The following is a 13,090-nucleotide window of genomic DNA, read 5'->3' on the forward strand; positions in this document are numbered from 1 at the left end:
CACGGTCAGCCTGCCTCGATGACGTCGCGGGGTGTGGTTGTGTCCCCGGGGGTGTGGTCGATGCTGGACGGCACGGTGTCCACTGAGTACGTCAGGACGACGGAGTGCCCGTCGGGGTGGTCCTCTACCCCGTCGAAGCGGACGTCACCGCGGGGGTGGAGGCCGCGCTGGATCGCCTCGTTCGCGACCGCTGTCGAGTTGGCCTCGTGGACGGCGGGCACGTCGTAGTAGTCCCGTGCGAGCAGGACGAACTCCTTGACGTGGCGGGTGCCCTCACTGCCGTCCGTGGACCGCTCCTGCACCTCGACGTCCGGGTGACCGGCCTTCGCGGGGAACTGCTTGGTCGCCGCCGCTTCCTTCGTGGTCTTGCTGGTTGCCATGGCTCACCTCCCTGCCTGCTCGCTGGTGCCGCCCCGAGCCAAGGCGGCACCAGCAGTTGGGGAAGGTCAGCCGACGAGGATGGACGCGCCGGCGGGGTGGCCGTAGGCCCATCCGCGGCGGGCGCGCATCTTGAGGATCGACTCGTCGGTCAGGGCGCTGAGCCCGTCGCGGCCGTCGATGAACACCGACTCCGGGCCGGACCGGATACCGAGCTGCATGAGGTCCGTCGAGACGAACGCCATGATCGGCCGGCCGGTCGGGGTGCTGGTCGCGACAGCCGAGGTGCGCGCGCCCAGGGACCAGCGGATGTTCACGCCGAAGATCGTGTCGGGGGTTCCCGCCAGACCCTTGATGAAGATCGGCTCGCCCTGCAGGTCCTTGATGCCACGCAGGCTCTTGCGGAACGCCGGGTGGGCGATGGCCAGCATCGTCGCCGGGTCGTAGTAGTCGCCGACCTCGACCAGGCCGATCGCCGCAGAGAACTCGTCGTAGGTCGGGGCGCCGGCGGTCGCAGCGGTGGTGATGTTCGCGTCCGCGGTGTAGCCGACGTTGCTGTCGGTGGTGTGCAGCAGGTTGTACAGCGACTGGAACGGGACACCCGTGCCGACGGCCGCGGTCACGGCGAGGGTCGAGTTGTCCAGGACCTTGGCGTAGCTGACGGCCCAGTCCTTCATCTTGCTGGCGATGACGTCGGGCAGGGCGTCGTTGATGTCCTCCTCCGCGATGCGGAGGGCCTTGCCGAACTTCTTGGCGTAGAGGATGACCTCGTCGTTGGTGGAGGTGTCCTCACCGTAGGCGCCGCCCTTGTCGACGACACCGACGTCCATGCCCGCAGAGCGGGCGACGTGGCGGGTGTCGGACGACATGTTGATGCGGGAGGAAACGGCCTCGACCACGGATGTCTGGGTGATGCGGGTGATGACCTCGGACCCGTACTCTTCCGGGATCCAGGCCTCAAGGGTATTGCGAGCCACGATGCCACTCCTGCGGGCGCGTGATGGGACTGCTGGTCGCGGGTCCCATCACGGTCGCCTCGCTGGGGGCGGTGGCTACTCCATCACGGAGTAATTCACCTGAGGATGAATATACCTCGGGTTGTCAAGACCTACCGAGGGCCTTGTCCGCATGGATCTGCGCCGACGACTTCTTCACCGGGTCCGCGGCCGGGCGCGGCGCGCCCGTCGGGCGGGCCGCGACCCGCTTCTTCGGCGCCGCAAACAGCTCCGGGTAGTCGCGGCGCAGCTCGTCCACCGCCGACTCCAAGCCCGCTACGGCCCCGCTCTCGTCAACATCGAGCCCGTCGGTGTCGATGAGCTTCAGCAGCCGGGTCAGACGGCTGTCGCCCCTCTCCTTCGCGTCCCTCGATTCGGGGTCCTTCTCGTCGGCGAGGAACGACAGGGCGCCCGCTTCGATGAGGGCACCGCGGGCGGCCGTGCGGACGAGAGGTGCACGGAACCGCTTCTCGCCTTCCTCGCGCGCGAGTCGCAGCGCCTTCTCGTGGTCGGACTCGTTGACGCGCCCCTGGTCCTCCAGTTCGCGGGCACGTTCCCTGTTCCGCTTCGCGTCGGCGTTGGCCTTGGTGAGGGCGGCCTGGGTGCGCCGCCATTCGGCTGCGGACGGCACGTAGTCGTCATCGCCCGGCTTCGGCGCGGCTTTCTTCGCGGGGGCCTTGGGCTTCGGTGCGGGGTCCGGCTCGGGCTCCGGGTCATCCTCCGGCTCCGGGTCCACGTCGGGCTCGGGCTCCGGCTCGGGGTCGTCGACCACGACATCGTCGTCGTCTTCGGCGCCGCCTGCGATCGGCAGGATGGGGCGGCCGTCGGCGCGGTAGCCGAGGACCGTCCACGGGGGGACGCTGATCGGGGTGGGGTGGATGCCCATGGGTTCCTCCATCGCGGGGGTGGTGTTGCGGCGGCCCATCACGGGCGCCGGGTTCTGGGGGGTCATGCGGCCGCCTCGAAACGCCCGGTGCGCACCGCGGTACGGGCACGAGCCTCCACGGCGGGCAGCAGGTCGTGCTCGGTGCGGAGCAGTTCGCGGGCGGCTCGCACGCGGGCCACCCGGGATTCGGTGGCCAGGCGGGTGCCGTAGGCGAGGGAGCGGTGCGCCTCACGCCGGAGCGCCAGCGGGAACGGCACCCCCGCAGTGGTCCACCGGTCCGACCAGGGGATGGTTCGGCACCGGCACCAGCGGTGGACAGGTGGTCCGTCGATGGGAGCGGCTCCGATGTGACGGGACCGCGGGTCCCAGGACAAGCCGCCGGGGAAGTGGCCCTCCACATCGGCGAGGCGGCCGGCGTAGGCGAGGCAGCGGACGCAGGCGTTCGCCTCCGCCACCCACAGGCGGGCCAGGTGCGCCGCGCCGGCGACCGCGTCCAGGCCGGCGTTGACGGCCCGGCCGATCGTCCACGCCGTATGCCCGCGCACCGCGGCGCCAGCGGATCGTGCGGTGCCGATGGCGTGCAGCAGATCCGACCAGCGGGTCACATGCCCGCGGGTCAGCAGGGTGAGCGCCCGATAGCGGCGGTCCGCGATCAAGTCGCCAACCCGGGCCGCCTCATCCGCGAGGGCCTTCGACACCCGCAGCGCGGGCACCCTGCGGCCACGCCCGGACGCGGCACGCAGGAACTCCACGCCCTGCTGCACCCCCAATGCCACAGCAGCCGGGAGGGCGTCCCGGATAGCGTGTCGGGCCTGCGGGTCAAGACGATTCAGGAGACGCGACACTGCGGCGCGCACCGCAGCAACAATCCGATCCAGCACCGCGCCCGCCGTGGCGACCGCGCCGGCAGCGCCGAAGCTCACCACCCACGCCTTCAGCGTGCTGCGGACCAGGGAGTCGAACTGCCCGTCCAGGTCGCCCGTCGCCGCAGTCGAGGTCTGGTCTTCCAGGGTGCGCACCGCATCGGTGTGGTCCTCCTGGACCAGGCGCATCAGATCCTCGGACCGGTACGGCATCAGGCTGTCTCCTCGACAGGCTGGCCGAGGAGTTCGATGGCATCGACTGTCCCGGCCAGGATGCCCGTGACCTGCTCCTCGGTGAGGGCGCCCAGGGTTACCGCGGTACCGAGGCTCTGCGCAGCCGTCGCGAACGTCGCGATGATCTGAACACGGCGGCCGAGTTCGGCCTCGTCAGACTCCGACAGCCACGCCTCGACCTGCTCCTGCCGGTAGCCCGCCTCCATCAGCGCCTGAATGACCGGCACACCGGCGGCGATCTTCGCTGCCACAACCTGCCAGCCCTGCAAGTCGTCCACCGTTGCCGCCGGCGCCCACCGCACGTCCACGACGGGGTCGTCGAAACCGAGGAGGCGCAGGGCGAAGGTGAACGCGGCGGTCCAGGTGGCGCCGAAGAGCTTCTGTCGTTCCTTCACCTTGTCGACCAGTGGGGCTTCCTTGCGGCGCAGCGACTCGCCCGACGGAGCGTCGCCGGTGATGTCGAACAGGTGCGCCGGGGTGTCCGTCACGTGAGCCAGGGCGCGGATGTACCAGTCGGCTGGGTCGAGGAACGCCTTCGGGTCGGCCGGCTTGAACTCCCCGACAGCCTTGAATCCGCGGAGCAGCCACAGTTCACCCGGCCCGGACTTCAGGGAACTGGGGTCGCCCTGGTCCGTGGGCCCTGTGGCGTTGGCGTTCTCGGGGAAGTCCTCGTCGTCCCAGTCGCCGGGGTCAAGGTCACCGGTGTCGGTGTCCTTGGTCTCGGTCAGTGCGTACCGCTGCGGGGCTCCCGTGTAGTCGACGTTGCCCATGTGGGTCGTCGTCAGCTTCGTGATCGCATTCTGGGAGCCGTAGGCCGCGTAGTGCTCGGGGGTGCCGTAGGGGCGTGCCGTGCGGAAGTGGAACGCCGGGTTTTGCGGGAAATCCCAGGAGTGCGGGATCGTCCACGACTCCTCGTCCTCATCGTCCGCCGGCCACGGGTTCCAGTCGCGGGGCTGATCGCCCTTCGAGTTGCGCTCAGTCGTCCAGCGTTCGGTGTGGTCGTCGTACAGCACCTCGGCCCGCAGGCAGCCGCGTTCCGTCCAGCGTTTGATGACGAAGTCGATCTCGCGGGGCCGGTCTTCGCGGTAGATCGCCCGGACCGTGACCGGCGAGTTGTAGTACATCTCGATGCCGGTGACGTTGTCGTTGTCGTCCTGGATAGGGAGGACGAACAGGTAGCCGTCGCCCAACTCGCAGGTCTTGGTGTGGAGGTCGGGCGCCTCGATGTTGAGTTGGTTGGCTTTCCACAGGTCGGCGAGGGCTTTGTTCTGCGCATCGTCGGGACTGGTCACCGCGGTGATCTTCAGGCGGTTCGCGACGGCGGTGACGGGGGTCTTCGCGAAGTTGATGCGGAAGTCGACGTCGTTCGCGGCGAGGGCGCGGCGGAGACGGACGCTGGAGAAGACCTCCTGCACGGTGCCGTCGAAGTACGCGGCGGCCTTGTCGTAGCCGTGGCGGGACTCGGCGAGTTCTTCGATCCCGCACATGAGGTCGGCGCGCGCATCCACTTCCAAGGCGAACCTCCCACTAGACCCTTTGAATCGAAGGATAGCGGTACAGGTTGGGCGCAGGAAGTCAAGACCGAGAACCAGTAGACCTACGAAACGTAGGTGCTACACGTAGGACGCCTGCGAAGCCGAGGGCGGCGCCTGCTTCTTCGCCGGCGGAATGAACCGGCGCACCGCCGACCCCACGGCGTCGACCATGTCGTCGTTCGGCCCCTTCGGGAACGTGCACATCTGCTGCTCCACCTCCGGCAGCCGTCGTGCGTGGATCACCCGGCCGCGTTGATAGTGGTTCAACACCCCTTCAGCCCGGACGAACTTGTTCTCGACCTGCGCCACCGTCTTCACCTTCACCGGCATGTCATGGAGGATCGCCTTCCACGTGTCGCCACCCTGGTTGACCTCGATGAGGATCAGGCCGATCTGCGGGAACTCGTCGAGGAATGCCAGCACCAGGTCTCGCAGTAGCGGTCCGGGCTGGACCCGAACTGCGGTCACCGCGTGGACGGTGCAGCGGCGAAGACGCGTGGACCACGAAACGACGGCAAGGCCGGTGTAGTCGCTGGTGCGCTTCGCCGTGGTCGCCGGGTCGATGGACAGCATCATGTGCGTGACCGGATCGACACCTTCCCCGGGAGCCGGGTACCGGAAGTCGTCGGGCGTCCACAGCGCCCCGTCCGCGGCGAGAGGATCGTTCGCCATATTCTTGGCGTAGCTGCGGGTGTGGCGGATCTCCAGCAGGTAGTCGAGGGGCCACTTCGCCGGCCACATGGACCGCTCGGTGCCGTCGGGGCGTTCGACGATCGGTGGCGAGTAGTGGGCTCGGATGCCTTCTTCGGCGATCCAGTCTGCGGTCTCCACGCCGCGGGCGTGCCGGACGAGCTGGTGAATGATGCTGCCGGGCATGGTGACGGTGCCGCAGATGACGACGCGGGCGTAGATGTTCAGCGGCAGGATCGCGTCGAGGAGCGTTGTCTTGCGCTTGACCGCCAGGTCGTCGCTGTAGCTGCTCTCGTCTGGTTCAATATCGTCCAGCAAGATCAAGTCTGGGCGTTGCTCGCCGACCTTCATGCCGAGGCTGGACGAGTCGATGCCGCGGGCGGCGAAGACGAATCCGCTCTTCGCCACGTACATCGCCTGCGTGTCCGCCACCGAGTTGCCAGACGGGCGCTTCGCCGGGGCGCACAGGTCGGGGAAGTCCTGCCGCAGCAACTCGTTGCGGTCGATCTCACCCTTCGCCGTGGCCAGGTGCGTCTCCGCCTGCGTCGCACTGGCTGCGAATGCCGCAGCGAACTTCACGTGCCCGTGCGCCGCACCCCACAGCGGCAGGATCAGGAACCACCACGTCGACTTGCCCGTGTTGCGGGGTGCGATATACGCGTCCCGCTGCTCCGCCGGCCGGGTAACCGGCCTGGCCCACGCCCGCCCGGCCCGCGACCAGTCGAGGTGCGCGTCACCGAAGGTGATGTTCCCGTCGGCGTCCTTGAGATGGTGCCGCAGGTACACCAGCGCGAACAGCAACGGGTCGAGGCGAGTGAGGACCCGCCGACCCTCGGGGTCGTCAAGGAGTTCGGCGTCCTGGGCGGCAAGATACCGGTCGAGGTCGAACGTCTCGGCGTCCAGGCCGGCCAGGTATCCGGCCACTGGCTACGCCTCCGGGTCGTCGGCCCGGAGCGCCTGCTCCTGCGCCTCGACCCGTTCCCGGGCCAGGCGCAGTCGCTCTTGCAGTTCGGTGCTCTGCGGGACGGTGGTGACGGTGGCCTCGGTCTTGGTGGCGGCGTCGAGGCCGTAGAGCCGGCGGTAGGACTCGCGGAGGTTCCGCAGTTCCCGGATCGCGGCGAGCTTCGGCCCGTCGTCGAGGAGCGGCACGCCTTCGTCGTCCTTGACGACGCGCCCCTGGGAGACGTGGATGTGGTCGCGCTCCAGGACTTCCAGGGCCTGGACGTACAGCTGATCGAGTTCCGCAGCCTCGACGGCGATGAGTTCTTCGCCGGCCTGCTTGCGGACGTGATCGCGGCACTTGTTGATGGCGCGCCAGGCGTTGCCCTTGTTGCCGTAGCCGAGTTCGTCGGAGACTCGCTGGTAGTTGCGGTACTGGCGGTAGAGGCGGGCGGCTTCGGCATCGCGTTCGGCGGAGTCGAGGCTGTCCGTGAAGCGGCCCCAGCCGTCGCGTGCTTGGTCGTCTGTGGTCATGGCCCATCCTCCGAAGATGCGGGTACCTTTGAATCGTAGGCCAAATAGCACATGTGAGCTTGATTGCGATACCTAGTGGGGTGGTTTTGGCGATGGTGTCATCCCGAGGTGGCCGATACGGCTTCGTTTACAAGAACCGCCAATCCGTATACAAGGCCCTCCGTCGACAGGGCGCAAGCAAGTCGAAGGCCGCCCGCATCGGCAACGCCGGCAGGGTCCACGTCCAGCGCAGCGCCATGTCCCGCAAGGCGGCACGCACCCGGCGGCGCCGCGGAGGGCGCTGAGGGGTTGGCTCATCGGCGTCCAACCTTGGCCGTGCTGACTAGGTTGCACCCAGCAATGTGGCAAACTGGCAGTGGAAGCCCGTTCGGTCTATTGGGTGCAACCAGGAGTCGAGGGCGTAGGCGGACAGTCGCGTTGGCACGGGACTCGCCAGAACGATCACAGCCCCGGGGTCCGTCGACCCCGGGGCTGTGGCGTTTCCCTGCGCGGCACCCTGCTCCCGCGTCACACTCGCCTCATGGCGGTGACGTTCGCGGTGCTGTGCGACAGCGAGCCGGAGGCGACGGCGGAGCTGCAGCGCATGTGCGAACAGATGGGCTTGGAGCCTGTGGGTCCGCCTCACCGAATGGTGGGGCGGGCCAAGTGGCTCGCACGGGCCGCGCCCCCGACAAGCACTGCTCCTGCCGCCGTCAGGGGCAGGTCTCATCCGTCTTGACGGCGGTGAACGTCACCGGTTGCCCGGCGTAGGGCGTCCCCGCCCTGGGTGCCTGGGTGCAGATTTTCCAGTTGGACTCCAGGATGATCACACGGTCGCCACCTGCGTCCGTTGCTGTGATCGACGCAGATCCGGGAAGGCTGGACCGGGCCGCCCCCAGGCCCTTGCCGATGAAGTTCGGCATGGTACTGCCGGTCTTCGCCGGGGGCTTCTCGTCGCTTTTCGGGCACTGCTCGGTGAGCTTGACTGCCCCGAAGTCCAGCTTCGTGTCCACGTCCACGCTGGCCCCCGCCGCGGGCTTTTGGAAGCAGACCTGCCAGTCCCGGTCAAGGATCTGCATGCGGTCACGGCCGAGGGAGTCGTGGCTGGTGAGGTTGTAGAACCCGGCGGCCTGCGAGGTGTCCTGCGCAGTCTGCAGGCCCTTCCTGATCAGGTTCGGGACTGTGGCCTTGGGCGCGGGCGTCTTGCTGGCTGGCGTGTCACCTGTGGTTGTGGCGCCGACAGATGGGGCGTTGCTGCCGGCCCCGGCGCTGCTGCTGGCGGTCGGCGTGTCGTTCGGGTTGCACGCGGTGAGCGCGAGCAGGACTGCGGCGATGCCGGTGATGGTGGTGGTTGTGCGGGTGCGCACGATCATCCCCCTTGGGTGAATTGAGGGGATGAGCGTGGCAGGTGCGCGCGCGCCGTGCGTGGACTGTGACCGGCCTGTGACGAATCGTGGTCAGCCAGTCGGGGTCGACTGCGCTGCGTCGTGAGCCTGGATCGCCTGGGAGATTGCGCCGACGCTGGGGTTCTTGCCTTTGCTGGCGCCTTCGTTGATCCGGAGGTGGGGCTGGATCTGTCGAATGGTGAAGCCCTTGTCTCGGAGGGCCACAGCCTGAGCCACGAGCACGTCGGTCATGACGGGCTTGCGCCCTCCGACTCGGCCTCGCTTCCGCGCGGAGTCAAGGCCGTCCTTGGTCTTCTTCACGATGTCGCGGCGCCGGTCCTCGGCGAGCGCGAGGGCGAGGTCGAGGATGAAGGTGCGCTCCGTATGTTCGCCGGCCGCGATGCCTTCGAGGACTTTGACGGCGATGCCGCGCTCGAAGAGGTCGTTGAGGACGATCAGTCCTTCGAGGAGGTTGCGGCCGAGACGGTCGACCTCCTGGACGCAGAGCATGTCGCCTTGCCGGATGAACTCGACGGCGGACATGAGCGCCGGCCGGTCTTCGGTGCGCAGCTTGCCGCTGATCTTCTCTTCGAAAACCTTCAGGCAGATCGGATCGAGCGCGTCGTGTTGCCGCTGGATGTTCTGCTTGTCCGTGCTGACTCGGACGAGGCCGACTAGGGCCATTCCCACCCCTCCTCGTTCATCAAACGTAGTGACTACCTATCTGAACACTAGCAGATAGATGAACGAGTTAATGAACAACTGGATCTCGAACTTCGGGAGTTCGACAGTAATCGTGTTCAGATTCACGTTACGACCGGTTGATGAACAGCCCTACGCCCTGCCGCCAGCTCATCTCGACCGGCGACAGGGCGTAGTGCTCACCTCTTCCGGGGCTGGCGCGAAGTGAGGTTGCGTCCGATCGCCGTGAAGGTGGCGATGATGCGGAGGAGGTACAGCCAGTCGTCGCGGTCCATGCGGGTCTCCTTGGCGAGCAAAGGGCGGCGCCCCGGCTCGGGTTGGGCCGGGGCGCTGGGGGTGTCGAAGCTCAGGCGGGTATACATGGGATTGGCCATATCGGGTATCTCGTGACGAGACGTCTCATGCGCTCCCAAAAGCGCGATGAATAGTTATCCGTTCGTGTCCTGCGTTGCATCCCTTGCACTCGGGGCCACAGGTGACGGCTGGTCCTACCCGCCCTGGAGCGCATCGACTTTCCGCGCCGCGACCCACTCACTCCGCCGGTGTCCGCCACATCGCCCGGAGCGTCTCGTCGAGTAGCCGGTCGGCGTGCCCCCCGAGGTCTCCGGGTCCGGCCCACAGGTCGAGTAGCCGGCGTGGGGGCCGGTGGGTTTCCCGGTCGATGATGAGTAGGAACCGCATCTCCTCCCACACGCTGAGCCGCACGACGGGCCGCTGGTCGCCGGGTGTCATGGCCAGTCGGGGTCCGTTGTCCCCGCGATCCGTACCGGGGCGCCCGTCGCCGGGTGGCAGTCGCATTGGCAGCGCGCCATGTCCTGCTTGCGGGTGGTCCTGCAGCTCGCGTGTTCCCGTTGTCCCCAGGCCCGGAGTTCGTCGGCGTGCTCGGGGAAGGCTTCGGCGGCGAGGAAACAGGCGCGGGCGGTTTCGCATCCGGTTCCCAGGTAGGGCCGCATGTGGGGGGCGATGAGCGCCCGGAGGTGTTCGGGTAGGGCGTCGCGGTCGGAGCCGGGTGGGGGTGGCGCGTAGTCGGGGTCGGTGATGGCGACCCGGAGCCGCATGCTGTCGCCGAACTCCCCGGTGATGTGGTCGGCGATGGCCTGTGCCCGCGACTGCGCGTCACCGGCGTTGGGTGCGGTGATGTGGATGGTCAGGGCGACGGTGGTGGGCTCGGTCATCGGTTCCTCCGTGCGTCTCGTGCGGCCTGGCGCCTCGCGGCCCGGTTGGGTGTGGGCGGGTCGTCCCAGCCGAACGGGGACCCGTCGCGGTCGTCGGGGGTGACGGTCTCGTACCGGCGGAGTTCGGTCTCCCAGTGGGCGCCGACGGTCCCGGCGCGCTCGGTGGTCACTGCGTCTCCTCGGGGTCGTAGGTGCGGGTTGGTCCGGGTGGCCCGGCCATGTGGATGCCGCAGACGGGTAGCCATTCGCGGAGGTCGCGGTACCAGCGCCAGCCGATGGATGGGGTGTTGCAGTTGCCGCCGTCGCAGGAGCGGCCGTCTGCGGGTTCGTTCGGGGCGGGTTGGCGGATCAGTCCCTGGCCGGTCTTTGCGCGGCTTGGCGGCGGCGTGACGGAGCGCACGGGGCGTTGTCCGGCGCCCGAGCAGGTGCTGATGCCGTTGCGGTGCAGGCGGATGCTTCCGCCGATGGTTACTTGCCGGTCCAGGCCGCATCCGGAGCAGACGCCGTAGACGGGCCCGCTCACTGCCCGCCCCGGTCCTGGTCGGCGGGCAGGGTGAGGGCGTCTTCCACGGCGTAGCTGGTGGTCTCCCGGACGAGGCGACGCTGTACGGGCGTGCCGTCAGCCCACAGGGGGCGGATCTTGTTGCCGACGTTGAGCAGGTGCACGGCTTCGGCCCGGTCCGTTTTTAGGCCGCTGCCCGGTACCCACTGGTCACCGTCGACGTGCTCGACGCGCCACCGGTGGATCGGCGGGTGGGCTTCGGGGTCGCCGACCATCAGCGGCAGTACGGCATCGGCCAACGTCTCCGCGTCAGCGTTCGTGAACGGGCCCCCAGCGGCGTACAACTCGAACGCGATGCGCTCCCGCAGATCGAAGGTCGCGCCTCGGGCGGTGTGCTCATCGCCGATAGGAGCGGACTGTGTGGGCGCGCGGTATTTGGTGCACTCCAGACCCCATGCGGGGCACGGGCAGGTATCACACGGCGGAGTGCGCTTGGCGCTGGTGGTCACAGCGGGTCCTTTCTGGGTGCCCGGCCGGTCGGGGCCGGGCACCACGGGTGGGGGTCAGGGGGTGGCGGTGGCCGCGAACTCGGCGGCAGGGTCCGTGTTGCCGAGCCGGAGTTCGGCGATCTGCGCGAGCTTCCGGGCGAACGCGTCACCCGGTGTGTCGGTGATCGACGTCATGGCGACCATGGCTGTGACGATCACGTCGCACAGTTCGTCGACCACGTCCTCGCGGGTGTGCGTGGTGCCCTTGCGGGGGTTCTGGCCGAGGGTGCCGATCCACGCCTGCGCAACCTCCCCGGTCTCCTCGGACAGTTTCAGCAGACGCAGGGTGATCTCCTGCGGGGTACGGCCGTTGTTCGCGTCGAGCCAGGCGACAAGCCGGGCGATGACCGGCCACGAGTCGGGGGTGGTCAGGGTCATCAGGTGCTCCTTGGGGTGGTCGGGGTACGGTCCGGGGTGGGCGCCGGCCCTGTTACGAGCAGGGCCGGCGCTTCCACGGGGGTCATGCGGGGGTGCGTGAAGCGAGGTGCTGGTTGATGTCCAAGCCGAGCCCGGCAGCCGCTATGTGCGCGGCGAGAAGCGGGGGGACGGCGTTGCCGATCTGCTCGAACTGCTTGGTCTTGGTGCCCTGCCACGGGTAGCCCGCGGGAAAGGTCTGGAGCACGGCCGCTTCCTGCGCGGTGATGCGGACGGTGTCGGGGCTGGCGAACTGCGACTCGCCGCCTGCGGAGCGGTCGCGGTGGCCGGGCGGGGCGATGCGGTCTGTGGCGCACACCGTGGTCGCGGGGCGGTCTTGGACCCATTCGACGCGGGCGGAGTTGTTGCCGAACGCCATCGTCGGCGCAGGCTCATTCGGGCGCCTGGTCGCCGCATTGGGCTGGTTGCCGTTGCGGAGGACCCACGAGACGTCGTTGCAACGGGCGCCGAAGAACAGCGTCCCGGCCGGTTCGTCGAGCGGGCGGAAGGCGGCGTTCTGCTGCGTCCCATTGCGCAGCACCCATGACCGCGTGGACTTCACCAAGGTCTGCGCCGGCTCGTCGGCGGGGAACTCGTTGCCGCCAGAGGTCTTCCGGTCGCCGCGGGTGTTGACGATCAGTCCGGGTGTCCAGCCCAGGGCTTCGGCCATGGACACCCACGGCAGCAGCCCCGGGCCGAACAGGTCGGCGCCCTGCGGGTACTGGGCGTGCGTCGCAGTGGGCGCGGTGACGTCGCGGACGCGGGAGGCGATGAGGATGGCCCGCCGGCGGGTCTGCGGCACCCCGTAGTCCGCGGCGTTCAGGATGCCCGTCCACACGGAGTAGCCCCAGCTGCGGAGGATCGCGGCGTACTGCTTCCACAGCGGGAGGACGTCAGGGACTTCCTCCATGAGGATCGTCTCGGGGCGCAGGTCGTGGTGCCAGCGCATGGGTTCGGCGGCGAGCAGGGACCGCGGGTCCTTGCACGCGGCTAGGAGTTGCGCCCGGGTGTCGCGGCCTACTGCGAGGTCGGCGACGGCCTGATGGACGAGCGGCTGGTCGACCAGACCCAAGCCCTTGCCGGCGCGGGACCATGCCTGGCACGGCGGGGAGTCGATCTTTACCTTGACGCGGCCGACGAACGGCGCGGTCGGGTAGGCGGCGATGTCGGTGCGGATGGTGGCGCGATGCCCGGCTGCCATGCGGGTCCGGCAGGCGGCCATGTCCCATTCGAGGCCGACTTCGGCCAGGCCGAGCAGGTGCAGACCTTCGGCCCAGCCGCCAGGGCCGGCGAAGCCGTCGACAATCAGATTGGCTGTGCGGCCACCTGGC

Annotated in this window: 17 protein-coding genes; all 17 read right to left on the reverse strand. The window is 68.7% G+C overall.

Annotated features, from left to right (window positions below):
• Positions 1–5 precede the first annotated feature (5 nt).
• Positions 6–380: a hypothetical protein gene (locus OG900_33430; protein ID WUH94568.1), complete on the reverse strand. Its 375-nt coding sequence runs from the start codon at positions 378–380 to the stop codon at positions 6–8.
• 66 nt (positions 381–446) lie between these two features.
• Positions 447–1,355, reverse strand: coding sequence for a phage major capsid protein (locus tag OG900_33435; GenBank protein WUH94569.1), 909 nt, complete (start codon positions 1,353–1,355; stop codon positions 447–449).
• 124 nt (positions 1,356–1,479) lie between these two features.
• Positions 1,480–2,325, reverse strand: coding sequence for a hypothetical protein (locus OG900_33440; protein ID WUH94570.1), 846 nt, complete (start codon positions 2,323–2,325; stop codon positions 1,480–1,482).
• On the reverse strand, positions 2,322–3,335 hold the full coding sequence (locus OG900_33445) for a hypothetical protein (protein ID WUH94571.1): 1,014 nt from the start codon (positions 3,333–3,335) through the stop codon (positions 2,322–2,324). Before OG900_33445 ends, OG900_33440 begins: the two co-directional genes overlap by 4 nt.
• Positions 3,335–4,870 (reverse strand): phage portal protein, encoded by a 1,536-nt coding sequence (locus tag OG900_33450; protein ID WUH94572.1) that lies wholly within the window; start codon positions 4,868–4,870, stop codon positions 3,335–3,337. Before OG900_33450 ends, OG900_33445 begins: the two co-directional genes overlap by 1 nt.
• A 99-nt stretch (positions 4,871–4,969) precedes the next feature.
• The gene (locus OG900_33455; protein WUH94573.1) at positions 4,970–6,382 is read right to left on the reverse strand and encodes a hypothetical protein; all 1,413 of its coding nucleotides are present in this window, start codon (positions 6,380–6,382) and stop codon (positions 4,970–4,972) included.
• Positions 6,383–6,508: 126 nt separating this feature from the next.
• A complete protein-coding gene (locus OG900_33460) occupies positions 6,509–7,054 on the reverse strand; it encodes a hypothetical protein (protein ID WUH94574.1) in 546 nt (181 codons plus the stop codon).
• Positions 7,055–7,746: 692 nt separating this feature from the next.
• Entirely contained in the window at positions 7,747–8,406 is a 660-nt protein-coding gene (locus OG900_33465; GenBank protein WUH94575.1) for a hypothetical protein, read from the reverse strand.
• 84 nt (positions 8,407–8,490) lie between these two features.
• On the reverse strand, positions 8,491–9,102 hold the full coding sequence (locus tag OG900_33470) for a recombinase family protein (GenBank protein ID WUH94576.1): 612 nt from the start codon (positions 9,100–9,102) through the stop codon (positions 8,491–8,493).
• A 197-nt stretch (positions 9,103–9,299) separates the two neighbouring features.
• Positions 9,300–9,482, reverse strand: coding sequence for a hypothetical protein (locus OG900_33475; GenBank protein ID WUH94577.1), 183 nt, complete (start codon positions 9,480–9,482; stop codon positions 9,300–9,302).
• A 169-nt stretch (positions 9,483–9,651) separates the two neighbouring features.
• The gene (locus tag OG900_33480; GenBank protein ID WUH94578.1) at positions 9,652–9,852 is read right to left on the reverse strand and encodes a hypothetical protein; all 201 of its coding nucleotides are present in this window, start codon (positions 9,850–9,852) and stop codon (positions 9,652–9,654) included.
• Positions 9,849–10,295 carry a hypothetical protein gene (locus tag OG900_33485; protein WUH94579.1) on the reverse strand — a complete coding sequence of 149 codons (447 nt, stop codon included), beginning with the start codon at positions 10,293–10,295 and terminating at the stop codon, positions 9,849–9,851. Before OG900_33485 ends, OG900_33480 begins: the two co-directional genes overlap by 4 nt.
• On the reverse strand, positions 10,292–10,465 hold the full coding sequence (locus OG900_33490) for a hypothetical protein (GenBank protein WUH94580.1): 174 nt from the start codon (positions 10,463–10,465) through the stop codon (positions 10,292–10,294). The genes OG900_33485 and OG900_33490 overlap by 4 nt, the downstream gene beginning before the upstream one ends.
• On the reverse strand, positions 10,462–10,818 hold the full coding sequence (locus OG900_33495; protein ID WUH94581.1) for a hypothetical protein: 357 nt from the start codon (positions 10,816–10,818) through the stop codon (positions 10,462–10,464). Before OG900_33495 ends, OG900_33490 begins: the two co-directional genes overlap by 4 nt.
• Positions 10,815–11,306 (reverse strand): hypothetical protein, encoded by a 492-nt coding sequence (locus tag OG900_33500; GenBank protein WUH94582.1) that lies wholly within the window; start codon positions 11,304–11,306, stop codon positions 10,815–10,817. The genes OG900_33495 and OG900_33500 overlap by 4 nt, the downstream gene beginning before the upstream one ends.
• Positions 11,307–11,360: 54 nt before the next feature.
• Entirely contained in the window at positions 11,361–11,723 is a 363-nt protein-coding gene (locus tag OG900_33505; protein WUH94583.1) for a MazG-like family protein, read from the reverse strand.
• A gap of 82 nt (positions 11,724–11,805) precedes the next feature.
• A complete protein-coding gene (locus OG900_33510; GenBank protein WUH96013.1) occupies positions 11,806–13,068 on the reverse strand; it encodes a DNA cytosine methyltransferase in 1,263 nt (420 codons plus the stop codon).
• Positions 13,069–13,090: the final 22 nt, after the last annotated feature.

Origin of the sequence: Streptomyces sp. NBC_00433, from assembly GCA_036015235.1 — a bacterium.
Taxonomy (GTDB): domain Bacteria; phylum Actinomycetota; class Actinomycetes; order Streptomycetales; family Streptomycetaceae; genus Actinacidiphila.